The sequence below is a fragment of the Butyrivibrio hungatei DSM 14810 genome, from assembly GCF_900143205.1.
GTDB classification, from domain to species: domain Bacteria; phylum Bacillota; class Clostridia; order Lachnospirales; family Lachnospiraceae; genus Butyrivibrio; species Butyrivibrio hungatei.
The window spans coordinates 468,069-495,064 of record NZ_FRDH01000003.1 but is presented as its reverse complement, the minus strand read 5'-3'; the positions used below and the strand labels follow the sequence as shown (position 1 = coordinate 495,064).

Annotated in this window: 23 protein-coding genes and 1 riboswitch; of the genes, 19 read left to right on the top strand and 4 right to left on the bottom strand. The window is 40.7% G+C overall.

Annotated elements, in window-relative coordinates; all coding sequences use genetic code 11:
• Positions 1 to 106 precede the first annotated feature (106 nt).
• The 8 genes from BUA02_RS02340 (at position 107) to thiC (ending at position 7,774) form a co-directional block, all read left to right on the top strand.
• Positions 107 to 1,438 (top strand): MATE family efflux transporter, encoded by a 1,332-nt coding sequence (locus BUA02_RS02340; protein ID WP_072700635.1) that lies wholly within the window; start codon positions 107 to 109, stop codon positions 1,436 to 1,438.
• A 100-nt stretch (positions 1,439 to 1,538) separates the two neighbouring features.
• Positions 1,539 to 1,850: a helix-turn-helix domain-containing protein gene (locus BUA02_RS02335; RefSeq protein ID WP_072700633.1), complete on the top strand. Its 312-nt coding sequence runs from the start codon at positions 1,539 to 1,541 to the stop codon at positions 1,848 to 1,850.
• Between the two features lie 5 nt (positions 1,851 to 1,855).
• Positions 1,856 to 3,175, top strand: a complete 1,320-nt coding sequence (locus tag BUA02_RS02330; protein ID WP_072700631.1) for an MFS transporter — start codon at positions 1,856 to 1,858, stop codon at positions 3,173 to 3,175.
• Between the two features lie 98 nt (positions 3,176 to 3,273).
• A riboswitch (TPP riboswitch) is annotated at positions 3,274 to 3,379 on the top strand.
• Positions 3,380 to 3,577: 198 nt separating this feature from the next.
• On the top strand, positions 3,578 to 4,114 hold the full coding sequence (gene thiW / locus BUA02_RS02325; protein WP_071176771.1) for an energy coupling factor transporter S component ThiW: 537 nt from the start codon (positions 3,578 to 3,580) through the stop codon (positions 4,112 to 4,114).
• Positions 4,115 to 4,933, top strand: coding sequence for a hydroxyethylthiazole kinase (gene thiM / locus BUA02_RS02320; protein ID WP_072700629.1), 819 nt, complete (start codon positions 4,115 to 4,117; stop codon positions 4,931 to 4,933). It begins immediately after the preceding gene.
• Positions 4,934 to 4,942: 9 nt separating this feature from the next.
• Positions 4,943 to 5,578, top strand: coding sequence for a thiamine phosphate synthase (gene thiE / locus BUA02_RS02315; RefSeq protein ID WP_072700626.1), 636 nt, complete (start codon positions 4,943 to 4,945; stop codon positions 5,576 to 5,578).
• 10 nt (positions 5,579 to 5,588) lie between these two features.
• Entirely contained in the window at positions 5,589 to 6,416 is an 828-nt protein-coding gene (thiD, locus tag BUA02_RS02310) for a bifunctional hydroxymethylpyrimidine kinase/phosphomethylpyrimidine kinase (RefSeq protein WP_072700624.1), read from the top strand.
• A 53-nt stretch (positions 6,417 to 6,469) separates the two neighbouring features.
• Complete coding sequence (gene thiC / locus BUA02_RS02305) at positions 6,470 to 7,774, top strand: phosphomethylpyrimidine synthase ThiC (protein WP_072700622.1); 1,305 nt, start codon at positions 6,470 to 6,472, stop codon at positions 7,772 to 7,774.
• Between the two features lie 863 nt (positions 7,775 to 8,637).
• Here thiC and BUA02_RS02300 read toward each other — a convergent pair.
• Positions 8,638 to 9,108 carry a hypothetical protein gene (locus BUA02_RS02300; protein WP_072700619.1) on the bottom strand — a complete coding sequence of 157 codons (471 nt, stop codon included), beginning with the start codon at positions 9,106 to 9,108 and terminating at the stop codon, positions 8,638 to 8,640.
• Positions 9,109 to 9,226: 118 nt separating this feature from the next.
• The gene (locus BUA02_RS02295; protein ID WP_072700616.1) at positions 9,227 to 10,780 is read right to left on the bottom strand and encodes a glycoside hydrolase family 43 protein; all 1,554 of its coding nucleotides are present in this window, start codon (positions 10,778 to 10,780) and stop codon (positions 9,227 to 9,229) included.
• A gap of 290 nt (positions 10,781 to 11,070) precedes the next feature.
• Here BUA02_RS02295 and BUA02_RS02290 point away from each other — a divergent pair, with 290 nt between their 5' ends.
• The 11 genes from BUA02_RS02290 (at position 11,071) to BUA02_RS02240 (ending at position 24,993) form a co-directional block, all read left to right on the top strand.
• Positions 11,071 to 13,062 carry a 2-isopropylmalate synthase gene (locus BUA02_RS02290; RefSeq protein ID WP_071176764.1) on the top strand — a complete coding sequence of 664 codons (1,992 nt, stop codon included), beginning with the start codon at positions 11,071 to 11,073 and terminating at the stop codon, positions 13,060 to 13,062.
• Positions 13,063 to 13,189: 127 nt separating this feature from the next.
• Positions 13,190 to 14,587 carry an NAD(P)/FAD-dependent oxidoreductase gene (locus BUA02_RS02285; protein WP_071176763.1) on the top strand — a complete coding sequence of 466 codons (1,398 nt, stop codon included), beginning with the start codon at positions 13,190 to 13,192 and terminating at the stop codon, positions 14,585 to 14,587.
• Positions 14,584 to 15,645: a peptidylprolyl isomerase gene (locus BUA02_RS02280; protein WP_072700614.1), complete on the top strand. Its 1,062-nt coding sequence runs from the start codon at positions 14,584 to 14,586 to the stop codon at positions 15,643 to 15,645. The genes BUA02_RS02285 and BUA02_RS02280 overlap by 4 nt, the downstream gene beginning before the upstream one ends.
• 17 nt (positions 15,646 to 15,662) lie before the next feature.
• Positions 15,663 to 17,471 carry a hypothetical protein gene (locus BUA02_RS02275; RefSeq protein WP_072700611.1) on the top strand — a complete coding sequence of 603 codons (1,809 nt, stop codon included), beginning with the start codon at positions 15,663 to 15,665 and terminating at the stop codon, positions 17,469 to 17,471.
• A 25-nt stretch (positions 17,472 to 17,496) separates the two neighbouring features.
• Positions 17,497 to 18,237: a DUF3592 domain-containing protein gene (locus BUA02_RS02270; RefSeq protein ID WP_072700609.1), complete on the top strand. Its 741-nt coding sequence runs from the start codon at positions 17,497 to 17,499 to the stop codon at positions 18,235 to 18,237.
• 240 nt (positions 18,238 to 18,477) lie between these two features.
• On the top strand, positions 18,478 to 19,020 hold the full coding sequence (locus tag BUA02_RS02265; protein ID WP_071176759.1) for a hypothetical protein: 543 nt from the start codon (positions 18,478 to 18,480) through the stop codon (positions 19,018 to 19,020).
• 67 nt (positions 19,021 to 19,087) lie between these two features.
• Positions 19,088 to 20,449, top strand: a complete 1,362-nt coding sequence (locus BUA02_RS02260) for an ABC transporter substrate-binding protein (protein ID WP_072700607.1) — start codon at positions 19,088 to 19,090, stop codon at positions 20,447 to 20,449.
• An 84-nt stretch (positions 20,450 to 20,533) separates the two neighbouring features.
• Entirely contained in the window at positions 20,534 to 21,448 is a 915-nt protein-coding gene (locus BUA02_RS02255) for a carbohydrate ABC transporter permease (RefSeq protein WP_072700605.1), read from the top strand.
• A gap of 2 nt (positions 21,449 to 21,450) precedes the next feature.
• A complete protein-coding gene (locus BUA02_RS02250) occupies positions 21,451 to 22,299 on the top strand; it encodes a carbohydrate ABC transporter permease (protein ID WP_072700603.1) in 849 nt (282 codons plus the stop codon).
• Positions 22,300 to 22,400: 101 nt separating this feature from the next.
• Positions 22,401 to 24,182: a sensor histidine kinase gene (locus tag BUA02_RS02245; protein ID WP_072700601.1), complete on the top strand. Its 1,782-nt coding sequence runs from the start codon at positions 22,401 to 22,403 to the stop codon at positions 24,180 to 24,182.
• Between the two features lie 4 nt (positions 24,183 to 24,186).
• A complete protein-coding gene (locus tag BUA02_RS02240; protein WP_072700598.1) occupies positions 24,187 to 24,993 on the top strand; it encodes a response regulator transcription factor in 807 nt (268 codons plus the stop codon).
• 832 nt (positions 24,994 to 25,825) lie between these two features.
• Here BUA02_RS02240 and BUA02_RS02235 read toward each other — a convergent pair.
• Both BUA02_RS02235 and BUA02_RS02230 read right to left on the bottom strand, forming a co-directional pair.
• On the bottom strand, positions 25,826 to 26,311 hold the full coding sequence (locus BUA02_RS02235) for a hypothetical protein (RefSeq protein ID WP_083572611.1): 486 nt from the start codon (positions 26,309 to 26,311) through the stop codon (positions 25,826 to 25,828).
• A 67-nt stretch (positions 26,312 to 26,378) separates the two neighbouring features.
• On the bottom strand, positions 26,379 to 26,819 hold the full coding sequence (locus tag BUA02_RS02230) for a PH domain-containing protein (protein ID WP_072700595.1): 441 nt from the start codon (positions 26,817 to 26,819) through the stop codon (positions 26,379 to 26,381).
• Positions 26,820 to 26,996: the final 177 nt, after the last annotated feature.

The following is a 26,996-nucleotide window of genomic DNA, read 5'->3' as shown; positions in this document are numbered from 1 at the left end:
AAATATTGTTAGTAGGGCGGAAGAGATTCTGCCACGGTACGGAAATCCATAATCCTAGCGGGTTATGGATTTTTTGTTTTAATAATATGTTTTAGTGAGGTCAGTTATGCAAAACGATTTATTTGAAAAAGAAGCTATTCCAAAGGCCTATATGAAAATGGCACTTCCTGTAGTAATGGGAATGGTTGTGACCCTTGTTTACAATCTAGTGGACACCTATTTCATTGCCCTTACAGGAAATACTAATTTAATTGCAGGAATATCACTATGTGCGCCACTTTTCACACTTCTTTTGGCAATAGGAGATATATTTGGTATTGGTGGAAGCTCTGTTATATCTAGAATTCTTGGAGCTCACGATACAGATGATGCTAGAAAGAAGAGTGTTCTGTGCTTTTATAGTGCGATCATTACAGGTTTAGTATTTACAGTAATCATGCTTGCTTTTAAAAAGCAGATACTTATGGTATTAGGTTCTACCGCTCAGACTTATACTTACGCTGATCAGTACTATTCATGGCTTATACTTGGATCAACCTTTGTTATCTTTTCACTTGTTCCATCTAACCTATTAAGAGCAGAGGGAATGTCACTACAGTCCATGATCGGTTCCATCGTTGGAACAGTTGTAAACATGATCCTTGATCCAATATTTATCTTTGGACTTGGAATGGGGGCAGCAGGTGCAGCTATTGCTACAGTTATTGGATATATCGTGACATGTATCTTCTTTGTGGTAATTATTGTAAAGAAGAGCAATGTTCTTTCTATGGATTTTAGGCAGTTTAGTATTGATGCGGTATCCTTTGGAAGTATACTTGCTATCGGGCTTCCTTCAAGTATCACAAACCTTATGCAGACAGTAGGTATTACACTTACTAACAGATTCCTTCAGCCATACGGTGATGACAATATAGCTATAATGGGAATTGTGCTCAAGATCGTTAATATAGCGCTTCTGGTGATCGTAGGTCTTGCTTTTGGTGGACAGCCACTTATTGGCTACAACTACGGTGCTGGGCTTAAGGATAGATTAAAAAAGATATTGGCTTTCGGAATGGCTGTTACTGGCGGAACTGGAATTGTGTTCTTGGTTCTTTTATCTGCATTTGCAAATGGGCTTATCGCTAGATTCCTGACTGACCCTGAGATGATAAAGATGGGCGTAATGATGCTCAGAATGCAGCTTCTAGGAATGCCTCTTATGGGCGTATGTCTTATTGTAATATGTTCCTTCCAGGCAACAGGCAAGGCTACTGGAGCATTTGTGTTGTCTGCATGCAGGCAGGGAATTGTGTTCTTACCGGTTATGATAATTCTCTCTATGGCAATGGGATTAAACGGTGTTATATCCGCTCAGTTTGTATCGGATATATTCACCACTGTTGTAGCGTTTGTACTGTTTAAGGTATTTTTGTGGAAAGAGATATTTGATTGACACCCTACAATGTAGGGTATACCATAAAATATGAGGGGGATATTTATAAGAAACTTGTTAAATCCTTGAAAGAAGAGGCAGCCAGAAATAGGAGGTGAATATGAGCTCACTATTTGACGATTTGCAAGAAGGGTTACAAGAGGCGATAGCATATGAGAAAGGTCTGGGGAAGGCAAAGACTACGACATATGTTATTGAGCCGGTTAAAAAGTACTCAAATGAGGATATAAAAGAGATAAGAAATAGAGCAGGTATGACCCAGAGCGTTTTTGCTAGTTATATGGGGATATCCAAGAAAACGGTTGAGGCTTGGGAGCTTGGCAGAACACATCCTACTGGACCGGCGTATCGATTACTCGAGATATTAGATGAAGGAAGGGCAGAAAGCTTATCTTTTATTAAAAGGGGGTAACTAATATGGGGAAAAATAATGCAAAAAGCAGTATTGGATTTTGGGCTTTGATATGGCTCCTTGGTCTTGCGGGACAGCTGTGTTGGAACATGGAGAATCAATGGTTTAATACCTTTGTGTATGCCAAGATTGCCAAGGACCCAACTATCATTTCGTGGATGCTGGCTATATCTGCGGCGGCAACTACAGTTTCTACATTTCTTTTTGGATGTGTATCTGACAGAAAGGGTAATAGAAAGACGCTTGTATCTGTTGGTTACATTCTCTGGGGAATCTTCACTATCCTCTTTGGAACAACAGAGTTTATGAATAAGGGCAGCAATTCTGCGCTTATTGGAATCGCATTTGCTGTTGTGGCAGCAGACGCCATCATGAGCTTCTTTGGATCTATGGGAAATGATATAGGTTTTAATGCCTGGATCAATGATCATATGACTCCTGACAATTCGGGAGCACTTGGAGCTGCACTTGCAGTTCAGCCTGTAATAGGAACAATTGTAGGAACTATAGTTGGTGGACTTCTTGTTGGCGCAGATGATAACTACATGAGACTCTTTACTGTTATTGGTGGAAGTGTGATTCTTTTGGGGATAATATCACTGTTTGGAATGAAGGATGTGGATAACCTAAAGCCTTCTATAAAGGGTTCTTTCTCAGAGCAGTTCTTTTCAATATTTAACTTAAAAGCATATCTACAGCACAGAGAACTTGTATTTGTAAACCTGATGCTTGCGGTATACTTCATCTCTTTTAATGTATATTTCTCACATCTTGGTAACTTCATGATCTATTACCTTGGTTTTACAGCTGATACCATGGGACTTATAGAGGGTGTGGGACTTATTGTAGCCATGTTTGTTACAATTCCAGCTATTAAGCTTATAAAGGCTGATAGGTCATCACTACTTATATTTGCAGCTATAATTCTTAATTCCATTGGTCTTCTTATTATCGGACTTTTGGTATCACCTACAAATGTTGATCCAAGCACTGTATGGAATCCTAACCTTATGGCAGGAATGTTGTTTGTAGGTATCGGATATATCCTCTTTTTACAGACCATCACAGTGTGGTCCAAGCGCTTGTATCCGGAGGACTCAAGAGGTCAGTTTGAGGGTATCCGAATCGTCTTTTACGTATTGATACCTATGGTGATCGCACCCCTCATTTCCAATCCTGTCATCAAAAACAGTGGAGAATTCGTAGATGAGTTCGGCTTCACAGAGTACCTGCCTACAAACGCAGTTTTCATCGCAGGACTCATAGTAGTGCTCCTTACGCTGATCCCTCTATACTTCGCCCACCGCGAACATCAAAAGCCTTGAATTTATACCACCCTCCAAAGCTTGAAGCTGCGAATGGTGATAAAAAAGTAATAAAGACTATTGCATCTGGGCTGTGGTTGGTGTATAACAAATAAGACAACTAAAGAAACGGGAGCTTGTAGTACAGGCTGAGAGGAAGGTGTGACCTTCGACCGAGAACCTGATTTGGATAATGCCAACGTAGGGATGCCTTGTTTTAGTAGGAGTGAATTTATGCGGAAGCTATCCAGATGGTGGCTTCCGTTTTCCGTGATAAGCAGAGTCGTGCACATGCATATACTTTCATGCTTGCATGAAAAAGTATATGCATGTATACGACGAGCAACACGAACGAGAAAATACAAAGTATTTTCGAGTTTGTGTCTGCTTATCACACTCACTACAACACAAGGAGATATGGCTATGAAAAAAAGTAACTACTTACTACGAATGGTGATGCTTGCAATGTTTGTTGCTTTGGGAGTTGTAATATCACCAATCCTAAGAGTTGAGGGAATGTGCCCTATGGCGCATCTTATCAACGTCACATGTGCAGTGTTTATGGGCCCTGCCTATGCATTTCTTTGCGCAGTTCTGATAGGTGTTATCAGGATGATGATCATGGGGATTCCTCCCCTTGCGCTTACTGGGGCAGTGTTTGGCGCTACGCTTTCAGGTATTTTCTACAAATTATCAAAAGGCAAGATAATAGCTGCAGTTCTTGGTGAGATCATTGGAACAGGTATCATCGGAGCAATCGTTTCATATCCTGTAATGACCTACCTTTGGGGTAAAGAAGGCCTTACATGGTTCTTTTACGTTCCATCCTTTATCATGGGAACTTTGATCGGCGGAAGCATTGCATTTGTGCTTCTTTTAAGACTTAAGGCTACAGGCCAGCTCAAGAAGATTCAGGATGCATTAAAAGACGTACCAAGAAGCGAAGATAAGGCGGCTTAAATGGAAATCATAAAAAAGCTAAAGTGCAGTAATAAGCTGATCCACTGCATAACAAATCCAATATCCATTATGCAATGTGCAAATTCGGTTCTGGGACTTGGAGCAAGGCCTATCATGGCTGAGCATCCGGCAGAGGTTGTAGAGATCACAAATTCCGCAGATGCTCTTTTGATAAATCTTGGAAACATATCGGATGTAAGAATGGAAGCCATGAGAAAGTCCTTTGAGACAGCGCTCTATAAAAGGATTCCAATAGTTGTGGATGCTGTGGGAGTGGCTTGCTCTGACATTAGAAAAGAGTTCTTTTACAAGAAACTGATCACAGCGATGGATTGCATATGCACTACTCAGGAATCCAAGCCATTTCTGGTGATAAAGGGAAATTACTCCGAGATAAAGGCTTTATATGATGATAACTACAAGGGAAGCGGCGTTGATGGCGACGCTTCCTTAAATACAGAAGATATCGCTAGCGTAGCAAAAAAGCTAGCTAAGGACCTTGATGCGGTGATCCTTGCTAGCGGCAAAACTGACATAGTTACTGACACAGAGAGGACTTATGCTGTAGCTAACGGTGTCAAAGAACTAGGAATGATCACTGGTACTGGCTGTATGTTAGGTGCTATATGTGCGAGCTTTTTAGCGGCCCAGGAAGATATTGAAGCTGTGGCAGAAGCCTGTGCGTTCCTTGGAATTGCTGGAGAAAGAGCGGCTAAAGAACCTGTCGGAAGCGGAACATTCTTAGTAAAGCTTTTAGATGAAGTAAGCCTTTTGCAGGATGAGGATATAAGAAAACTAGCAAAGATAAGAAAAGAGTAGGACGGGAAAATGGAGAGACTAGATAAAGACAGCATGAAACTTTACCTTGTAACAGATAGTACAGGCCTTACAGAAGCTCTTTTCCTAGAAAAGATAGAGAGGGCATTAAAGGGCGGCGTAACTATGGTGCAGATAAGGGAAAAGGATAAGAGCACCAGAGAGTACATGGAGCTTGGACAAAAGGTTCATGAAGTAACTAAAAAGTATGGCGTTCCCCTTATGGTAGATGACCGCGTGGACGTGGCTATGGCCATAGGTGCGGAGGGAGTTCATCTGGGACAGAGTGATATGCCTGTAGATATAGCAAGAAAGATTGTCGGCGACAAGATGATAATCGGAGCAACCACAAAGACTGTGGAACAGGCAAAAATAGCCTACGAGCAGGGAGCAGATTATCTGGGAGTTGGAGCAATCTATCCAACAACCACTAAGGTTAAGACAGTGCTGACTTCTGTTGATACATTAAAAGATATTTGCAGAGCAGTACCAATTCCTGCAAATGCCATAGGAGGACTTAATAGCAGTAACCTTCAGATATTGAAAGGGGCGCCAATAGCAGGTATTTGCGTGGTATCAGCGATCATGAAATCTGAGGATCCTGAGAAGGCTGCAAGGGACTTACTTGAGGCGGCAAAAACAATTTAAGGGGAATGGTATGAAAACAGTTTTATCGATAGCGGGATCTGACCCATCCGGGGGAGCTGGAATACAGGCAGATCTAAAGACTATGGAAGCTCATGGAGTATATGGAATGAGCGTTATAACTGCTCTTACTGCTCAGAATACTCTGGGAGTCCAGGGAGTCATGGAAGTACCGGCAGATTATGTTAAAAGCCAGATTACATCAGTGTTTGACGATATATATCCAAATGCCGTGAAAATAGGAATGTTGCCGAACTTAGAGGTCATGAAGGCAGTAGTAATGAGCATTGACAGATATAAAGCTCTTAACATAGTGCTGGACCCTGTCATGAGCTCAACATCGGGAACGGAACTATCAAGGAAAGACTCAAGGAAATACATGATAGAAGAGCTTTTTCCAAGGTGCGCTCTGGTGACGCCAAATATCCCTGAAGCGGAAGCAATATTGGGCATATTAGAAGATGGATCAGGCGGGGGAAATAATCCTCATGAAAGCCTTGATTCTAGGGAAAAAATTGAAGAAGCAGGTAAGAAAATTGGAGAGACCTGTGGCTGCAATGTACTTATAAAAGGCGGCCACAGCTCTTTTGCTGTAAAGAAATCAATGGATTATCTGTATTTACCAGATAAAAAGGAGGGTATCTGGCTTGAAGGTGGGAGATTAGATAATCCTAATACCCATGGTACCGGATGCACTTTATCTAGTGCCATAGCAAGCAATCTTGCTCTTGGGTATGACCTTGAAGAAGCGGTAAGAAAAGCCAAGAGATACCTCGAAAAATGTATCAGAGCGGGACTGGATCTTGGACATGGAAGAGGACCACTGCTTCACAGAGTTTAAAGTAGAAATAAAGGTAGATAGGAAAACAAAAGATTACATAAAGGAGAACAAAAATGACTAACTACACAACACAGATGGATGCTGCAAGAAAAGGTATCATCACACCTCAGATGGAAGAGGTGGCAAGGGATGAATACAGGACACCGGAGGAGATCAGAGACCTTGTGGCCAAAGGACAGGTTGTTATCTGTGCTAACAAGAATCACAAATGCATTAAGGCAAAGGGCGTTGGCTCTATGCTTAAGACCAAGATTAATGTAAACCTTGGCGTTTCCAGGGATTGTAAGGATTACAACGTAGAGATGGAAAAGGTTATGGCAGCAGTAAATATGGGAGCTGACGCTATCATGGATCTTTCATCTCATGGAAATACACAGCCCTTTAGAAAAAAGCTTGTGGAGGAGTGTCCTGTAATGCTGGGAACAGTTCCTGTATATGACAGCGTTATCCACTATCAGAGAGATCTTTCTGAGCTTACAGCCAAGGACTTTATTGATGTTATAAGACTTCATGCTGAGGATGGCGTTGATTTTGTAACTCTTCACTGTGGAATTACTAGAAAGACAATAGATCAGATAAAGAACCATAAGAGAAAGATGAACATTGTATCAAGAGGCGGTTCCCTTGTATTTGCCTGGATGAGTATGACTGGAGAAGAGAACCCATTCTACGAGTATTATGATGAGATCCTTGAAATCTGCAGAGAGCACGACGTTACAATTTCTCTTGGAGATGCCTGCAGACCAGGTTGCCTTGCTGATGCCAGCGATGTATGCCAGATTGAAGAGTTGGTGCGCCTTGGAGAGCTCACTAAGAGAGCCTGGGAAAAAGATGTACAGGTAATGGTTGAGGGACCTGGCCATGTGCCAATGGATCAGATTGCAGCAAATATGAAGATACAGCAGACTATCTGTATGGGAGCGCCTTTCTATGTATTGGGACCTCTTGTCACAGATATTGCTCCTGGCTATGACCACATTACATCTGCAATTGGTGGAGCTATGGCAGCGGCAGCAGGTGCAGCTTTCCTGTGCTATGTAACACCAGCTGAGCATCTTGCTCTCCCTAACGTAGATGATGTTAAGCAGGGAATCATCGCTTCCAAGATCGCAGCTCACGCAGCTGATATAGCCAAAAAGATCCCTCACGCCATGGATATTGATAACAAAATGGCAGATGCCAGAAGGGTATTTGACTGGGAAGGACAGTGGGAATGCGCCATTGACCCTGAGACAGCCAAAGCAATCCGTGCAGACAGAGCACCAGAATTTGACGATACCTGTTCTATGTGCGGCAAGTTCTGTGCAGTCCGTAGTATGAACAAGGCTCTTGCCGGCGAACATATTGATATATTATAAAGTTACCATTCACAACGTATGGAGAATCCGCAAACTGGTTCCCCAGGGCCGTGCCCTGCCTCTGCCCAGTAAACTGCGGTAGGGCCGTCAGCCTGAAGTTTGTTTTTGTTCATCCTTCGGATTTTTATGTTCATGGCATTATATTTCTTACTTTAAATTCTTTGAAACAAAACACTCTGTGCGTCATTCACTAAGCTCATTCTTCGCTAAGTGAATGTGGCGTCGCCTTTGATTGCCATTTTTTGCATGTAAAGTTTTGGGTTTGAACGATTTCAAAAAAACGCCATTTTCTTATGCTCATAAGCAGCTTTTGAAACGCATGCGGTTTGCGTTGTCTGAAGCAGGGCGATAAGAATTTATAATAAGTGGTCACGCCCGCTTTAGGCGGGCTCTTCAACAGAATAAAGAGACGATCTCTCAAGCTAGCTTGGAGAGTCGTCTCTTTTTCTGTTTGTGGAGCGTAGCTCCAATGACCACTTATTATAAATTCCGCCCTGCAAGTATGTAGCAAGAGCATGCGTATTAAAACAAAAGCTGCATGAGCATATAGAAAAGTACCGTTTTTTTGATTAGGGCAAAACAAAACTTTACAGCAAAAATGGCATCAAAGACTCAGACAGTGTTTCAAAACAGAATTTAAAGTAAGAAATATAACGCTCATGAACATAGAAAAATCCTTAGAGATTCACAAAAACAAACTTCAGGCTGGCGGCCCCACCGTAGTTTACTGGGCAGAGGCAGGGCATGGCCCCGGGAAACCAGTTTGCGGATTCTCCAAAACTGTGAATGGTAACATTATAAAAGGGCAAAAATAAACCCTGGCAAGGAGTTTTCCTTTGTCAGGGTTTTGTTATGCCCTATGATTAAGCTACGCTTGAAGCTGTAAGTCTGCTAAGTGCTGCTGCAACTGCTGAAGCATTTTCAGCCTGGTTCTCAAGCTTTGCACCAAGAAGCTTTTTAGGAAGCTGAATGAAGTATTTCTTTTTGCCAACCCAGATATTTACGTTTGCATATGTCTTCTTGTCATTAACCTTGATGTTTGTGATATCTGAGAAGTTGATCTTTACTGTATTCTGAAGCTTTGTTACGTTGTACATGTTAAGGATAGCGAAGTTGATGCTGTTGTTTGTTACACCAACATATCCGTTGTGGCGTCTTGAGAATCCGTCATCTGGGAAGAAGCTTCCGATAATTGCTCCGATTGCTCCGAAGAAGCTGAAGAAATCGATGCTTGATGGAATTGTGTTCATGAATGCTGTTGCTGTGTACTGCTCTCCCTCAGCAAGAAGTGCATCAAGCATAGCGTTCTTGTCTGCGTCATTGACCTTTTTCATTTGAAAAAACCTCCAAAAAAAATAATCTTTAAATGAATAACTCATATACTATACAACATTTTTTTTAAAAATGTTGCTTTTTTGAAAAAATAATTAATTTTTTATTCTATAAATCCGCTTAAGCCTCTTCATATCTGAATTCTGAGAAGGCTGCAGTTCCGCCGGCTTCAGCTGTACTGAAGTTGAAGAGTCCATATCTGGCTCCGGTAAAGTGATCGAGTTTAAATGAAAGGGATGAAGTCTGAAGTATTCTTATAAAACCATCCCCTATATCATAGCTAAAGCTTACTTTATCAGGGCAAACGCTGCTTGAAGCAGTGTATCTTTGAGGATCAAAGCTTGCTTCTGATGCAAGGCGTACTTTAGGAGAGGAGAGCTTTACTTTGAATAGTTCAAGAGCAAAGGAGTCATCATTCCTTTCACCCCAGATTCCTGGTACAGTAACAACGTGATTGCCCATAATAAGATAGTATTCACCATTTCTTTTGGTGACAGCAACAAATGCGTAGTTACTCTGGAGTATGCAAAGCCCCGCGTAATCGCCCTCGTTGATTTTAGAAGCATCAAGCATTACAGAAGCTTTGGATTTAGGGAAAAGACATCTCTGTGTCAGGGTATTCTTGGCCTGAGTTATATTGTTACATAGCTTATCAGTCGTGATAGAGAAAGTTCCATTATTCTTATTATGTGAAATAAGTGCTTTGTCTGGCTCATGATTGTACTGCCAAAAGCTCTTTAACTCACCCTTAAAATCATCATCTCCAAAAAGAGGTGCATAACTATAGCCGGGATTAAGGTCTGGTGTGGAAAACTCTTCAGGTATTACGCCCTTATCACCAAATATAGGGATAGATGGTGAGTCTTTTGACCAGGTGATCGGCATCAGGATAGGAAGACGACCTACAGCGCCGCTATCCTGAAATAAAATGGAATACCACTTTCCGTCTGGAGTATCAACGATACCGCCCTGAGCTACGCCCATTCCTCTAAATCCTCTATCATCATCCATTACGTCAAGGCCGACAAATTCGTCATCAAGAGATCTGGCGTAGAAACAGCTCTCAGTTCTTTTGCCGGTTGTTCTTGGCATATGTATAAGGAAGATGTAGTAGTAGCCGTTGATTTTGTAGAAGTGAGCACCTTCGTAGCCAAGATAAGCATCTAACTTATCTCTGATTATGATCATGCTGTCCGTACCTTCCTTTGGACCAGTTAGATCAGCGTTTAATTCAGTTAAATAGATGTCTCTGTTTCCGGATAATATGAAAATACGCCCGTCATCATCAAAAAGGAGGGAGTTATCGTGATAGAAACCGCTGATTTCACTTTTTTTCCATGGGCCTTCTATTGTTTTGGACTTGAAAAGATATGTTTTGTGGGTGTCATTAGCCACAAAGATGATGTAAAAAGTACCCTGATGGTATCTGATGCTGGCAGCCCACATGCCCTGTCCGTAGATATTTTCCTTACCGTTAAGGCGCTGAGCAGGAGTGGAGTCAAGGGTTTCATATACGTATGAAGCATGCTCCCAGTGAAGAAGGTCAAAGGAACGCAGTATTTCACACCCTGGCATGAAATACATTGTTGTACTGACCATATAGAAAGTATTTTCAACGCGGATAACATCTGGATCTGGATAGTCCAATGGAATCAATGGATTTATTGGATTCATAAGTATAAACCTTTCATTTTATTCTGAAAATAATTATAGATTTTGAGGGTATCTCTTTTCTCTGAATTTATTGCTGATTTTATATCGCTTTTTGCGAACCGAATAATCGTTTATATTAATTTTTATCAATAAAAGAGATTAAGTTTGCCATGATGTAATTGCGCAAATTTGTGGTATCATAATATTTATCAACTAATATGTGCGAAATTAATGTGAGTATTATAAATATAATCAACAAACAAGAGCAAAATTAATATTCACATGTTAAAAAACATCAAGAGGAGTGAGTTATGAGGAATGTAGAGAAGTATCAACGTCAGTATTTCATGCCACCAAAGGTAACCTACGACTGGGTCACTAAGGACTATATTGATCATCCACCTATCTGGTGCAGCGTTGATTTAAGAGATGGCAACCAGGCACTTATTGAGCCTATGAGCCTTGATGAGAAGCTGGAGTTCTTTACCATGCTTGTAAAACTTGGATTCAAGGAGATCGAGATTGGATTTCCTGCAGCTTCTGAGACTGAGTTTGAGTTCGCAAGAACACTTATTGAGAAGAATATGATCCCTGATGACGTAACAGTTCAGGTTCTGACACAGGCAAGAGAGCATATTATCAAAAGAACTTTTGAAGCTGTTAAGGGAGCGCCAAGAGCTATCATCCATCTTTACAATTCCACATCTGTAGCTCAGCGTGAGCAGGTGTTTAAAAAGAGCAAAGAAGAGGTTAAGAAGATTGCTGTTGAAGGCGCTAAGCTTCTTGATAAGCTTGCAAAAGAGACTACTGGTAATTTTTCTTTTGAATATTCTCCAGAAAGCTTCCCTGGAACAGAGGTGGACTATGCTGTAGAAGTCTGCAATGCAGTTCTTGACGTATGGAAGCCAAAGAAGGACAACAAGGTTGTCATCAATATTCCTACAACTGTAGAGATTGCAATGCCACACGTTTTTGCAACTCAGGTTGAGTACATTAGCAAGAATCTTAAGTACCGCGATGCTGTAACTCTTTCTCTTCATCCACATAATGACAGAGGAACTGGTGTCAGCGACGCAGAACTTGGATGCCTTGCTGGAGCTGATAGAATTGAGGGTACACTTTTTGGAAATGGTGAGAGAACAGGTAATGTCGATATTGTAACTCTTGCAATCAATATGTATTCTCATGGAGTAGATCCAGGACTTGATTTTAGCCATATCACGGAGATTGGTGAGACCTATGAGAGACTTACCAGAATGCGTATCTACGAGAGGCAGCCATATGCTGGACAGCTTGTATTTACTGCTTTTTCCGGATCACATCAGGATGCTATCTCCAAGGGCTTTGTATGGCACGAGCAAAAGAAGGACGGCGGAATCTGGTCAGTTCCTTACCTTCCTATCGATCCAAAGGATCTTGGAAGAGAGTACGACGGAGATGTTATCAGGATCAACAGCCAGTCTGGTAAGGGCGGTGTAAGCTACATCTTAAAGACTAACTATGGCATGATGGTTCCTAAAGAAATGCAGGCAGATGTCAGCTACACCATCAAGGATATCTCTGACAGAGAGCATGCTGAGCTTTCACCAGCACGTATTTATCAGATCTTTGAAGATAAATACATTCACAATGACAATATATTTAAGATCACAGAGTGCCACTTCAAGCAGATAGATGGTATTCTTGCAGAGATCACTATAAGTCATGCAGATAAGGATCACACTGTTGAAGCTAATGGTAATGGTCGTCTTGATGCTGTCAGCAACGCTATCAAGCAGTACTTTAACGTGAGCTATGAGCTTTCTACTTATGAAGAGCACGCTCTTTCAAGAGGATCATCTTCTAAGGCTTGCACATATGTAGGAATCACCTACAATGGCAAGAAGTTCTGGGGGGTAGGTATTGATGAAGATATCATCAGATCTTCTATCAACGCTCTTGTAATAGCAGTAAACCAGATCGATACCGTTAGAGATATCAAGAACAGCAAAGATGAGAGGATCAACTCCATCATCAATTACATTCAGGAGAACTACCTGACTGTAACACTTGATGATCTGTCCAATCAGTTCTATCTGTCCAAGCCTTACCTTTCTAAATATATTAAGGAAAAGTCAGGCATGACCTTTGGCGAAAATGTAAAGAGGATCAGACTTAACAAGGCCAGCACTCTTCTTAGAAATGGAAACATGAAGGTCGAGAAGGTTGCAGAGGCTGCGGGTTATCAGAATGTTGAGCATTTCAACAGACTCTTTAAAAAGAAATATGGAATGACGCCTGTACAGTATAGAAGCAGCAGATGATACTTGAAAACAGCTAACTAAAACCAGCATGGATCATGGTGATACATCCTATGATCCATGCTTTTTAAATTTGATTTCATATATGTTATAATGAGTTGCTTACATAGAAATAGGAGGATTTATTCTTATGGCAAATAAATATGACGTAATCATTATTGGTGCGGGCCCAGGTGGTATATTCTGCGCCTATGAACTTATGGAAAAGAGACCTGATCTTAAGGTTCTTATTGTAGAGAAGGGACGTTCAATCGAAAAGAGAAATTGTCCTAAGAGAGTGACAAAGACATGTGCTGGTTGTAAGCCTTGTTCTATCACAACAGGATTTGCAGGGGCAGGAGCTTTTTCAGATGGTAAGCTCTCTCTTTCTCCTGATGTTGGAGGAAATCTCCCAGAGATCCTTGGCTATGATGTTGCTACACAGCTCATTCACGAGTCAGATGAGATCTACCTTAAGTTTGGTGCAGACAAGAGCGTTTACGGTGTGGACAAGGAAGCTGAGATCCGTGAGATCCGTAGAAAAGCTATCAATGCTAACTTAAAGCTTGTTGAGTGCCCTATCAGACACCTTGGAACAGAGGAAGGTTACAAGATCTATTCCAAGCTTCAGCAGCATATCCTTGATAAGGGAGTAGAGATCCAGTTCAATACTATGGTTACAGATATCATTGTAGAAGATGGAACTGCAACAGGTATTAAGACTGATAAGGGTGATGTATTCACTGCACCTGAGATCGTAAGTGCTGTTGGTAGAGAAGGTGCTGACTGGTTCAAGGACAAGTGTGAAGAGATCGGAATTGAGACTAAGCCTGGTACAGTTGACGTTGGTGTTCGTGTTGAGGTAAGAGATGAAGTTATGCAGTTCCTTAACGAGAACCTCTATGAGGCTAAGCTCATCTATCACACACCTACATTTGATGACAAGGTTCGTACATTCTGTACTAATCCATCAGGTGAGGTTGCAACTGAGTACTATGAGAACGGTCTTGCAGTAGTAAACGGACATGCTTACAAGGGAAAAGAGCTTAAGACAAACAATACAAACTTTGCGCTTCTTGTATCCAAGAATTTCACTAAGCCTTTCAAGACACCTATTGAATACGGTAAGAAGATTGCAGAGCTTTCAAACATGCTTTGCGGAGGAAAGATCTTAGTTCAGACCTACGGTGACTTTAGAAGAGGTCGTAGAACTACAGAAGAGAGACTTTGCAGAAACAACCTTATCCCAACTCTTAAGGATGCGGTACCTGGAGATCTTTCACTGGTATTCCCTCACAGGATCATGGTGGATCTTGATGAGATGATCCAGGCGCTTGATAAGGTAACACCAGGAATTGCTTCTGATGAGACACTTCTTTATGGCGTTGAAGTTAAGTTCTATTCAAATAAAGTAATCGTAAATAAGGATTTTGAGACTAGTATCAAGGGACTTCGTGCTATCGGAGATGGAGCTGGCGTAACTAGAGGACTTCAGCAGGCAAGTGCCAACGGTATTTCTGTCGCACGTAGTATTATGAGCAAACTATGAAAAGACACAGACTACTTACATGCTTTTTGACAACATTTATGATGGCTTCATTCACGCTCACCGGCTGTGGTAATGAAATTGAGAATACCAGAGTTGTATTTACTACGGGCTTTTCTAATGATGAGGTCTTTAGAATAGAAGATTCCATATGTACCTTATCTGAGGCTATGGTATACCTTGTTAATACTCAGGAGGGTTATGAGGATACCTTTGGTCTTGGAATCTGGCAGGAAGAGACTGATTCAGGAACGGTTGAGCAGAGGCTAAAAGATTCAGTGCTGGCCAAGATTGCCCAGATAAAGGCTATGAATCTTTTGGCGCAGGATACAGGCATAAGTCTTACGGAGAAAGAGCTTGAACTGGCTGAAACTGCAGCTAAGGAATACTATAGCTCTTTGTCTGATGCAGATATTGCTGCAATGAACAATGTGACAGAGGCTGAGATAAACTCAATATACTGTCAGCAGGCTCTTGCGGACAAGTTATATGAGTATATCATAAGGGATATCAATCCTGAGATCAGTGATGATGAAGCAAGAACGATCACAGTTGAGCAGATCTTTTTAAAGACTTATACACTGGATGCCACCGGCGAAAAGGTTCCGTTAAATGATGTGGACAAGAGGCAGGTCTATGCAACTGCAAGGACAGTTCTTTCGCTTCTTAAGGAGGGCAATAGCTTTGAAGAACTTATGTCTGAGTACAACGAAGCGGATGAGGGAACCATGTCATTTGGCAAGCATGAAGTAGATTCTGTATATGAAGAAGCTGCATTCAATCTGGGAACAGGTGAGATCAGTGATATTGTGGAAACAGAGGATGGTTTTGCCATCATAAAGTGCATAACTACCTTTAACAGAGAAGAGACTGAGGCCAACAAGATCAAGATTGTTGCTCAAAGAAAAAGAGAAGTTTTTGGAGAACAGTACGATGCCTTTGTTTCTACTTTGAACAAGCAGTTAAACGAGAAGCTATGGGACTCTGTATCCTTGGTAGCGGATGAGAATGTAACTACTAAGAGTCTTATGGATGTTTATCAGAAGTATTTTGGAGACTGATACTGGAGATTAAAAACATGGGGTATGTAGCGGTAATTGTGGTGGCTGCAGCTATTTTTACTGCAGTGATCTTGTATTTGGCGGTTAATCAGGACAATAGAGAAAAGTGGCTTGGGATCACTTTTCTCATAGCTTCTACAGGTGGCTTTTGCTTGTATGGTGCAGCAAATGCCTATGGAAGTGGCTCGTTTTTTGCAGATGTATTTGAGACTATTGTTGATGTGGGCAGAATGTTTGCCGGAATCAATGATGTGGCTGCTTTTCAGAAGTTTGCGGGGGAAGATTCACCATGGATGGTCCTGTTCTGGGCTATTCACTTCCTTGCCTACTATTCAATGGCCAGTGCTATCATCATGGCAGTTGCCAAGGGAACTTTGAAGAGATTAAGATCATGGTTTCTTAAGGTGAATGACGTAGAGCTTATCTATGGAATTACAGGTAACTCCATAGCCTATGGTAGAAATCTTGCTGAAAACAAGCATGCGTCTGTAGTGTTTGTCGGAACAAGCAGCGCAGGAAAAGAGTCTGACATCAGCAAGATGGGAGGATTATTATATACTGATAATGTTGCTCTAAATCCGGATAGAAAGCTTCTAGAGAGACTTTCTGTTAAAAAAGGAAAAGGCAAGATAAGACTCAGTGCTCTTTCCCGCAACATTGATGCTAACTACGAATATGCCCAGAAGCTTCTTAAATGCCTTAAGGATGCAGATATTGATCCTCAGCAGACAGAGGTGGTTCTTTATGGACATGAGGAACATAATGGCGAACCGCTTCAGGCTCATGGCGAAAAATATGGTTATGGTACAGTAAGGGTATTTGATAAGGCTGAGCTTGTGGCGAGACTCCTTATACAGAAGTATCCTTTGTGCGATGCAATTTCTTTTGACGAGAAGGGTAGAGCTACTGAGGATACAGATGTGCTCCTTGTTGGATTTGGAAGAAAAGGCCAGGAGATTCTTGAGAAGATCGTAGAAAATGGCCAGTTTGAAGGCAGCTCCTTCAGGATCAAGGTCTTTGACTCAAATGGTAAAAATACTGACGGATTTTTTAGAATGAGACATGAGTCTCTTTTGGAAAATTATGATATTACCTTTGAACCATATGATGGTCGTAGCAGACAGTTTGCAGAGTATCTAAGCAATGAGCTTAAGGCTCTTAAGTACATAGTTGTGGCAGTAGGCGATTCCGGAGTTGGCAGAGAGATTGCCATGAATATTCTGGAACTTATGTCAGGTAGTAAGATTGATATTCCAGTTTATCAGTGCAATAATGACAGCGTTGTCAGATACCAAAGTGGCCAGGTTACCGAGTGTTCAGGACTATATGACGCAGATATCATGTATGGTGGTCATATGGATGATTTTGCTAAAATGCTCAATCATCAGTATTGTCATAATGATGCATCGGCCAAAAAGAACTGGGCAGATTGCAGATATTTTGATCGAATGAGTTCTAGAGCAAGTGCGGATTATCTTAGCAGCCTTCTTAAGAGGATTGGCGTAGATAAGATGGACACCATACCAGAGGAGATGCTACTAAATCTTGCTAAATCAGAGCACCTTAGATGGAACGCATTCCATCATGCTTGTGGCTACAGGAAGATGGAAAAAGATGAACTTAAGAAAAGAGCTGAGCTATATGCGAATGGGGGCATTAGCAGAATCACTAAAGATACAGAAAATAAGCTTCATGCCTGCCTTGTAAGCTGGGATGAGCTTGATGAGTTATCAAAGCTTGAAAGCAGTGTGACAGGAATAGATGTGGACTATAAAAAGAAAGACATGGAAAATGTCTTGATGGTAAAAGAACTGCTTAATAGATAAATACGCTAAGGAAAGAGGAGTAACCATGAGAAATTCAGGAGTTATAAGAACTAGAGCAAATAATGCTAACACAGTAAGGATTGTTGGAGCTGTGTTTGCAGTACTGTCAGTAGTGTTTTTACTGATTGGTATAATTGCATTTGTAGCAACTACAAAAGCAGAAAATAGCGGCGATGAAATAGAAGCTACAGTAACTAGGATTGAAGAATATAGGGATAGTGATGGCGATAGAAACTATAGAGTATTTGTTTCTTATACTTACAACGGAACACTTTACGAGGACATCAGACTTGATTTTTATGATTCATCAACTTATGAGGGAAACACCATCACCCTTGTAGTTGACCCTAAAAATCCTACAAAGGTTTTGAAAAAGGGCGAAGCAATATTCTTCCTTCTTATATTTGGATTCTTCTTCCTTGTATTTGGAAGCATTGGCTTTACGATCCTTGGAGTTACAGCCTCAGGAGAGGGCAAAAAGAAACGCCTTATGGAAAATGGAAGACTTGTCCACGCTGTAGTTGAAGGCATTGAGCTTAACACCTTCATTACAGTAAATGGTATGAATCCATACAATGTATTTTGCGGATATGTTGATCCTGCAACTGGAGAAAAGATTGAATTTAAGAGTAACAATCTTTACTTTAACCCAAATGAGTTCTATGAGCTTGGTTCATATATTGACGTATATGTAGATCAGGACAACTACAAAAAGTACTACGTTGATGTAAGAAATAAGGCTTTAGAAGACAATTACAATATGTGATAGATCGTAATAGTTAATATGTACAAAGAATGCAGCAGATAAGTAAGATTATCTGCTGCATTTTTTATGCGCTTTTGTATAGCCTCATCTAAACTTATTTAAATTGGTGAAAAATTGCACAAAAAAGTATACGATAAAAAGTAAAAATTGTGCTTAATGAAGTAAAAGAATTACATTAATTCTTTTGCTCCCTTTGTTTATAGTTAATTTATAAAATAAGTGAGAAGAAGGTGACAAAAAATGAGAGCAGCAAAGAGAACATTTTTGGCAGTCGCTTTTTTACTACTCCTGATCATTCCTACGGGATGCGGCAAAAAAACTGAAAGCTGGGCATATGCCTACGAACCTACTGAAGAAGTCGTATCTTTTTATGATAATGGTAAAGCAGTATATAAGGGCAATGATTATTCTTATTCCAAGGATGATACATATATCACTCTGAAGGCCAAAGATGGTTCAGAAGAAAAGCTCAGATATGAGATGGAAGGCGACACGATGCTTCTTTATGAGAAGTCAACATATAAGCTTTCCGGAAAAGAAACTGAGGGCAGCATTGTTGGAACATGGCTTCAGGATAACGGCTGGTCATATGTATTTACAGAAGATGGGAAATTTAGTGAAGAAGGCTTCTTTAACGGACATTACAGTGTTGATGAAGAAAATTCCTGCATCAGACTTATGTATGATGATCCTATAGAAGATGCATATCTTTACTACACATTAAACGGGGATGAGCTTACGATCGACTATCCATGGCCTATGACAAAAATAGCTCTTAATTAGTTCCAAAGCGGCAAACGCTTTAGATAAACACACACACATTTTTTTATGAAAAAAGGAGAGGTGAGTTATGAAAATGAGACGTTTTGTTTCAATGTTGTTGACGGGTGTAATGGCTCTGTCCATAGCTGGATGCGGCAGCACCAGTGCACCAGCTTCATCTGATGCAGGAACAGACACAAATGCTACTGCAGCAGCTACAGAGGCTCCAGCTGAGACAACAACAGACACTGCTACAGCTACTACAGATAGTGGCGAGCAGATCGATCTTACTATGTGGTGTATTGCTACAGAGAGTGATTCTAACCGTCACGCTTATGAAGCAGCAATCGCTGACATGCAGGCAGCACATCCTGAAGTAAACTTTACTTGGGAAGCATTTGAGAACCAGTCTTACAAGACAAAGATCAAAGCTGCTGTTTCTGCTAACGAGTTACCTGATATCTTCTTTACATGGTCATGTGCATTCCTTGGTGACTTCGTAGATGCTGGTAAGGTTTATTGCCTTGATGATGCTTATCAGAACTACAAGGATGAACTTCCAGAAGTTATGCTTGGAAATACAACATATAACGGAAAGCACTATGGTGTTCCTACAACAATGAACATCGTTGGTCTCTTCGCTAATATGGATCTTCTTAAGGAAGCAGGATACGACGAGATTCCTGGAACATATGATGAGTTCATCGCTTGCTGTGATGCGCTTAAGGCTAAGGGAATCATTCCTTTCGGATGTGCAGGAAAAGAGACATGGTGCGTTACTGAGTACCTTGAGTCAGTTATCGAGAAGAGTGCTGGCGCAGATACACTTAACGACATCTTCCTTGGAAGAGCTACATGGAACAACCAGGACGTAGCTGATGCTGTTGACACATTCCAGGCACTTGTAACTAACGGTTACTTCGATCCTTCAGGAATCGGTCTTACAAACGACGAAGTTAAGAACAACTTCATGGCTGGTAAGTATGCATTCTACATGAATGGTACATGGAACTGCGCAGACTTCGCTGCAAACGAAGAGTTCTTCCCTAAGGTAAGAGTAAGTGAGTTCCCAGTAATCAACGCTGACAAGGCTAAGCTTGGACAGCTCATCGGTGGACCTTCAGATACACTTGCAGTTTCAGCTTCTTCACCTAACGCTGAGAAAGCTGCTGACTACGCTTTCGAGCTTGGTAAGCTTATCTGCCACTATGGATACCTTGATGGATGCGGACTTCCTGCATGGACACCTTATGGTGACACAAGCTCAGTTAACGAGCTTACAAAGGCAGTTGCAGAGATCTGCTCAAAGGCTGACACATACGTACTCTTTGGTGATACAGCTATGAACGCTGATTCAGCTAACACATATCTTTCATATGTTGATCAGGTTTATGGATGCCTCCTCGATGGCAAGCAGTTTATCGAAGGATTATCTAAGGACATTCAGTAATTAACTAGAATATTTGGTCCTTCCTGCGCTTCCTCCTTTGTAGCAGGAAGGACCATTTTTAGGCTTTGGGAAGGTAGTTAGTGTATGGAAGAAATTAAAAACATAAAAAAACAAAGAAGAAAAAGAGATATAGAGAAGGGGCTTGCTATTTTCGTCTTTTTACTTCCTGGTCTGCTTTTGTTTATCAGCATTCTGATCGCACCTATCGCTGTTTCTTTGTATAGAAGCTTGTATGATTGGAATGGATTTTCAGAAGGGACATTCATTGGATTTAACAACTACATAGAGCTTTTCACAAACGGTTCTATCAAGTTTATAACATCACTCAAGAATTCACTTATTTTGGCGTTCTTTTCAGTGTTTATCCAGTTACCGCTGGCTCTTTTACTGGCTCTTTTGCTTGGAAGAGGTGTTAAAAGAGAAAAGACATTTTTATCAATATTCTTTATGCCGGTTCTGATCTCAACAGTAGTTATCGGTCAGCTCTGGCTCAAGATCTACAACCCTGATTACGGCCTTTTGAACAGATTCCTTGATGCCGTTAATCTGGGACATTTAAAACATGTATGGGTAGGAGATGTTAAGACTGCTCTTGGAAGTATCATCGTTCCAACTGTTTGGCAATATGTTGGATACCACATGCTTCTTATGTACGCTGGTGTCAAAGGGGTAGACATCGACCTTAGAGAAGCTGCAATGCTGGATGGTGCTACAAAGTGGCAGGTAGATAAATATATTATCATCCCAATAATCAAGCCAATTCTCAGGGTAAGCGTTATCTTTGCTGTAACAGGTTCTCTTAAGACCTATGACCTTGTTCGTATTTTGACAGAGGGCGGACCATTCCAGTCTACTGAAGTTCCAAGTACACTTCTTGAGAACATGCTGTTTCTTAGAAACAGATACGGAATGGGAAGTACCATATCAGTTATGCTGATCATATTGTGCTTTGCCTTTGCACTACTTATCACAGCAGCATTTAAGGAAAAGGATGATTAAATATGGAGAGCTATACATTAAAAGAATCTAAGCCTATACTCAAGGTCTTTGTATACATATTCCTTGGTATATGGGCTATCATAAATCTATTTCCAATATACTTCATGTTTACTTTTTCACTTAAGTCAAATGAGGAGATATTTGGATCCAATATTATAGGTCTTCCAAAGCACTGGTTGTGGTCTAACTTCACATCCGCTATGAAGACAGGAAACATGGGACTGTATTTCTTTAACAGTTTACTTGTAACTACTCTTGCCATTGGCATATCGCTCATGGCAGCTCTGATGGCATGCTACGCTATCACGAGGATCAGGTGGAAACTAAGCGGCCTTGCCAATGCATTCTTTATGCTGGGACTTACGATTCCTATTCAGGCCTCAATCGTTCCTGTATATGTAATCTTGTCCAAGGCACATTGGCTCAATAAGTATTCAACACTTATTGTTCCTTATTCAGCATTTGCTCTTTCAATGGGAATCCTCATCTGTACAGGATTTATGTCAGAGATTCCAATGGCCCTTGATGAAGCAGCCAGGATAGATGGATGCGGACTGTTTGGCACATTCTTCAAGATCATTCTGCCGCTTATGAAGCCTGCTTTTTCTACTGTTGGTGTTTATTCATACCTTCAGTGCTGGAATGAGTTTATGTTTGCAAATGTTTTTATTTCCGATTCCTTCCACAGGACACTTCCTGTAGGTATCAAAGCACTTTCCGGAGCCTACACAACTGACTGGGGACCAATCGGTGCAGCCCTTGTAATTGCTACATTCCCAACACTTATCGTTTACATCTTCTTAAGTGGCAAGATCACCTCAAGTTTCATTGCCGGAGCTGTTAAGGGCTGATCATAATAATGTTGATTTTTTTTCAGCAGTATCCTTTTTGTGAGGGTACTGCTGAAATTTGTTGTATAATAGGATAAACGTTTTTTAGTTTGTGGGGGAATATGAGAAAGTTTTTGTGGCGGCGTGTTAACGAACTTAATGAGAAAAAGACTCTTTCATCTAGCCTAAAGAAGGTGATCCTGGGCATAGTTCTTTCTACTGTTGCAGCATTTATGCTGGCAACCTATGTCATTACCAAGAGAGAGCAGATAGATTACGGAATGAGGGATTCGGAGAATGTTCTTAGGACTCTTTCAAGTAATATCAGCTCTGAAATGGAAAAGTACATGTCTCTTTCAAGACTTATCATGACTGAAGACAGGCTTGTGACCTTCCTTAGAGCATCCACACTTTCCGTTGATATAGGTATGATAAATGATGCCAGGTACGGTATTATGGATATTCTCAATGTTACTGAGGGTGTCGATACTGTCATGGTATTTAGAGAAGATATGATAATGCTTGCCACCAGGAACTTTATGTATATTTATGACTATGACCGCATGGATGGCAATGAGTGGAAACAGGAAATCTATGATGGTTTTGGAAGTACTGTGGTGTCCCTTGATACCTTTGGTATAGCTGCCAGAAAGGATTCAAAGGCTGTAGTTACTGTGGGTAGAGCTATTTATGATACATCCTCTCAGAAGAGAACCGGAATTCTTCTGATGAATATTTCAAATAACGTCTTTGAGAGGATGCTCGTTAGAATACGATACAATAATATCTGTATCCTTGGAGATGACGGCACTTATATCGCAGGAAATAAGGGCTATGCGCAGTATTTTGATGATTATTTTCTAAGTGAAAAGATAAAGTACAGGAATATCAAGATCGGGGGCGAGAGTCAGCTTTTGTCTGGCTGTCAGGTGCCAAACCTGCCTATAGTGATACTTAGGGTATCACCCTACGGTATGGAGGGCATTCCTTTTAGAATGCTGTATGTACTACTGTTTCTTTTGACTGTATTTATGATCATTGCGGTATATGTAGTTCTTTTCATAAGACAGACCATCACCAATCCAATATATGAGCTGTCTGCGTCAATGGAGAATAATAAGAAGTCGGGTGAGCTAAGGAAGATTGACGTAGAGGTGCCCTACAGCGAACTTGAAATGCTAGAGGGCGACTACAACAGCATGATCGACCATGTAAATGAGCTGTTTGATGAGCTTGTTGAGAAGGAACAGACACTGCAAAGGGCGGAGCTTAGAGTTTTGCAGGAGCAGATAAAACCGCACTTTTTGTATAATTCGATAGAGACCATAGGATATATGGCCATGGATTCCGGAGCTGAGAAGGTTCATGATGCTCTGGAAACCCTGGGCAGCTTTTACAGAAACTTCCTTAGTAAGGGAGACAGGGAGATACCTCTTTCAAGGGAGATATGGATAGTTAAGGATTACCTGTCTCTTCAGAAGCTGCGATATGGCGATATCCTGGAGGATGAGTACCATATTGACGAGAAAACTCAGGACTTTGTGGTACCAAAGCTTATCCTGCAGCCGCTTGTGGAAAATTGCATCTACCATGGTATACGAATGAAGGGGGAAAAGGGTAAAATAGAGATAACCAGTAAGCTTGTGGATGGAGAACTTCATCTGACAGTCAAGGATACTGGAGTTGGAATGAAGCAGGAGGATATAGACAAGATCCTTTGTTCAAAAAGGGAAGAGATGGATTCAAATGACTCAGAGAGTTTTGGCCTTTGGGGAACTATTGAGAGAATAAGATATTATGCCGGCAGGGATGACGTAGTTAGGATTGCAAGTGAAATTGGGGAATTTACTGAGATCGAGTTTATCATTCCAAACAAGTCGGCATTGGCATCAAGGGGTGAATAAGGTTATGGGAAGAACGTATAGGGTCATGATAATTGATGACGAGGAGTCTGCAAGAAAGCTCATGAGGGCATCAATTGATTATGAGAGCCTGGGCATGCAGGTAGTTGGCGAAGCTGCCAGCGGGATTGAGGCTATCAATACTATTGATGAGCTAAGGCCTGATATAGCCTTTGTTGATATCAATATGCCATTTATGGATGGAATTGAATTTACAACAGTAGCAACCGGCCGCTATCCTAATCTGATAATTATCATCATGACGGCGGTTGACCAGTTTGAATATGCCAGAAAGTGCGTAAGTCTGCCTGTTTTTGACTATATGTTAAAGCCTATGGTGAGAGCTGAGGTTACCAAGGTTTTGGAGAGGGCAAAAGAAAAACTTGAAAGTAGTGAGACAGCCTATTCTGAAGAACTGAAGTCTGCTGGTGAGTCTGAGGAAGAGATTTCCGAAGAGGGGAATCTTGGAGAAGCTAATGCTACTGAGGTTATCAAGAAGTATGTAAAAGAGAATTTCACTGATTCTAAGCTTAATCTTGCCTTTATTGCTCAGAACTTTGGATTTAGTTCCAGCTATTTATCCAGGAAATTCAAGCAGGACACTGGCAAGAACTTTGTGGAATATCTGACTGATCTTCGCATGAAGAAGGCTATCAAATACGCAGAGAACGGCTACAAGATGTATCAAACAGCTTCTGAAGTAGGGATACCTGATCCAAACTACTTCAGCAGGTGTTTTAAAAAATACGCTGGCATGAGCTACTCTGAGTTTGTTGCTGAAAAGTGTGTGCAACCCGGAACTTCTGTGAGTTGAGGACGCCAAAGAGTAAAACATAAGTTTTTTGCTCTCGTATTTTTCTCAGAGATACATAAGACAATAAAAAGCGCTGAGCTGATAAGTTTCACCTTGTTCAAAGCACTTATCAGCTCAGCATTTTTATTGCCATGTATCTACTTCGAAAAATAAATCGATCAAAAAACTTATGTTTTTACTTCTTTAGCTGGCCTTAAGATCATAGAATGTGGCTGGGATGTAGGACTTTTGATAAATGTTGTAGGTAAATAATGTGTGGGATTACCTGCAATTCAAGAAAGTAAGGGAATGCAGGTAAAGAATTGAGCAAATTTTATTGTAGTGTTGAGGTAGTTGTTACCTGAAAGTTATGAATAAGAGGAAATGCAGGTAACAAAATGGAGGATTTTTTAAACTTGCTGAAAGGGGGATTACCTGCATTACATCTAGTTGAAGGATTGCAGGTAACGAATACGAGGAATTTAAAGATTTGCTGGGAAAAGTATTACCTGCAATACATGCTTTGAAGTTGATGCAGGTAATGGATTCAGGAAGTTTACTTAATAGCAAGTTAAGAACGTTACCTGCAATTTAAGTTTTGGATTAGATGCAGGTAATGAAGGTGAGGAACAGGTAACAATCTTAATTTCATAGACAGGTAAAGTGAAAGGATAGGAAGTTTTCTGAGCGATTTTATTTTTGGAAGATGATACATGGCAAGAAAAAAACCTCAAATGAGAAGTGTTCTGAACGAGGTGAAACTTCTCATTTGAGGTTTTTAGATTGTCTTATGTATCACTGAAAAAATAATTAGCTCAGAAAACTCCCTATCCTTCACTTTACCGTCCTGACTTCAAGAATGTGCATTGCCTGGCCCGTATTTTTTCATGAGCTGACCAAGGAACATAGGCATGAAGATGAAGATCAGAATGTAACCTACGATGAAGGTTAGAATTAGTGACTTTAAAAACATTGGCAGGAATGAAAGTTGTGCCATGCCGCCACTTTGTTTTATAGCCATGGTGTAAGCAAGTGATACCATTATAAGTGTCATGAGCGGAGTATAGATAAGATTTGAGATGAGACTGCTCATGCATCTCTCTGGAAGAGAGTGAGGTTTCATTTTCATCTTTTTGCATACATCACTAGATATCTTGCCAACTGGAATGACGAGGCCTATCAAAAGGCTGATTATGGTGCTTGCTACAAAGCTTAAAAGGAAACCTGGAATAGTAAAGTGACCTGATGAAAGAGTTCCAACAAGTGCAAGACAAAGACTCATAAGGATACTCATTCTGATAGCCATGTGAAAACTGATTTTTTTCATCTGTTCCTTCATACCTACCTCCATATGAACTTAGACTAAATACCATCTGCTACTAGAAATACCAATAATATAGAACTAATTAGTTATCAAGATCATCAACGTCGTGAATATCATCAGCTCCGAATCCGATATTCTGCATGCTGACTGTTCTACGACGGATTCTTGCTGCTTCTGAAGCCTGAAGAAGGAAATCCTTGATCTCACGTCCGTGTTTGATGTTCTTCATGATGATAGTACGGTCAGTAACATCTGATGTGTAAAGAGTAATAGTAGAAAGACCTACAAGACGCTGCATAAATGTTCTTGTGATCTCAACGTCGCTGATCTTGTACATGTAGCAGTCGTTTTCACGAACTGTCAAAAAGCCTTTGATAATAGTGAAATCATTTTCTCTGATCTCATAAGTTGTAAATGTCCAGGGAAGTCCAAAAAAGAGAATGCGTCCACGTTCTCTGTACTTAAGCTCTCCCTTTGCTTCTTTTGATGTCTCATACTGTTCTGGATTTGCTATTTTTGCCATAATATCGCTCCGTATGTCATGATTATATTTCTTCTATTTTCTCATGATTAGACCAAAAAGAAAATAGAAAGTTACCATTCATGGTTGGATGAAATTGTTAGCACTCATTAGTTGTGAGTGCTAATTTTTTATTGACTTTTAGTCATGACGGTCTTACAATTTCTTTTGTACGGAATT

Bases quoted from the DNA above. Each gene is read 5' to 3' on its own strand.
- BUA02_RS02290 (WP_071176764.1), top strand. From the start codon at position 11,071: ATGAGGAATGTAGAGAAGTATCAACGTCAGTATTTCATGCCACCAAAG.
- BUA02_RS02245 (WP_072700601.1), top strand. From the start codon at position 22,401: ATGAGAAAGTTTTTGTGGCGGCGTGTTAACGAACTTAATGAGAAAAAG.
- BUA02_RS02300 (WP_072700619.1), bottom strand. From the start codon at position 9,108: ATGAAAAAGGTCAATGACGCAGACAAGAACGCTATGCTTGATGCACTT.
- thiD (WP_072700624.1), top strand. From the start codon at position 5,589: ATGAAAACAGTTTTATCGATAGCGGGATCTGACCCATCCGGGGGAGCT.
- BUA02_RS02295 (WP_072700616.1), bottom strand. From the start codon at position 10,780: ATGAATCCAATAAATCCATTGATTCCATTGGACTATCCAGATCCAGAT.
- BUA02_RS02270 (WP_072700609.1), top strand. From the start codon at position 17,497: ATGAGAAATTCAGGAGTTATAAGAACTAGAGCAAATAATGCTAACACA.
- BUA02_RS02330 (WP_072700631.1), top strand. From the start codon at position 1,856: ATGGGGAAAAATAATGCAAAAAGCAGTATTGGATTTTGGGCTTTGATA.
- BUA02_RS02265 (WP_071176759.1), top strand. From the start codon at position 18,478: ATGAGAGCAGCAAAGAGAACATTTTTGGCAGTCGCTTTTTTACTACTC.
- BUA02_RS02335 (WP_072700633.1), top strand. From the start codon at position 1,539: ATGAGCTCACTATTTGACGATTTGCAAGAAGGGTTACAAGAGGCGATA.
- thiE (WP_072700626.1), top strand. From the start codon at position 4,943: ATGGAGAGACTAGATAAAGACAGCATGAAACTTTACCTTGTAACAGAT.
- BUA02_RS02240 (WP_072700598.1), top strand. From the start codon at position 24,187: ATGGGAAGAACGTATAGGGTCATGATAATTGATGACGAGGAGTCTGCA.
- BUA02_RS02280 (WP_072700614.1), top strand. From the start codon at position 14,584: ATGAAAAGACACAGACTACTTACATGCTTTTTGACAACATTTATGATG.
- thiC (WP_072700622.1), top strand. From the start codon at position 6,470: ATGACTAACTACACAACACAGATGGATGCTGCAAGAAAAGGTATCATC.
- BUA02_RS02230 (WP_072700595.1), bottom strand. From the start codon at position 26,819: ATGGCAAAAATAGCAAATCCAGAACAGTATGAGACATCAAAAGAAGCA.
- BUA02_RS02275 (WP_072700611.1), top strand. From the start codon at position 15,663: ATGGGGTATGTAGCGGTAATTGTGGTGGCTGCAGCTATTTTTACTGCA.
- BUA02_RS02285 (WP_071176763.1), top strand. From the start codon at position 13,190: ATGGCAAATAAATATGACGTAATCATTATTGGTGCGGGCCCAGGTGGT.
- BUA02_RS02340 (WP_072700635.1), top strand. From the start codon at position 107: ATGCAAAACGATTTATTTGAAAAAGAAGCTATTCCAAAGGCCTATATG.
- BUA02_RS02260 (WP_072700607.1), top strand. From the start codon at position 19,088: ATGAAAATGAGACGTTTTGTTTCAATGTTGTTGACGGGTGTAATGGCT.
- BUA02_RS02255 (WP_072700605.1), top strand. From the start codon at position 20,534: ATGGAAGAAATTAAAAACATAAAAAAACAAAGAAGAAAAAGAGATATA.
- BUA02_RS02250 (WP_072700603.1), top strand. From the start codon at position 21,451: ATGGAGAGCTATACATTAAAAGAATCTAAGCCTATACTCAAGGTCTTT.
- thiM (WP_072700629.1), top strand. From the start codon at position 4,115: ATGGAAATCATAAAAAAGCTAAAGTGCAGTAATAAGCTGATCCACTGC.
- BUA02_RS02235 (WP_083572611.1), bottom strand. From the start codon at position 26,311: ATGAAGGAACAGATGAAAAAAATCAGTTTTCACATGGCTATCAGAATG.
- thiW (WP_071176771.1), top strand. From the start codon at position 3,578: ATGAAAAAAAGTAACTACTTACTACGAATGGTGATGCTTGCAATGTTT.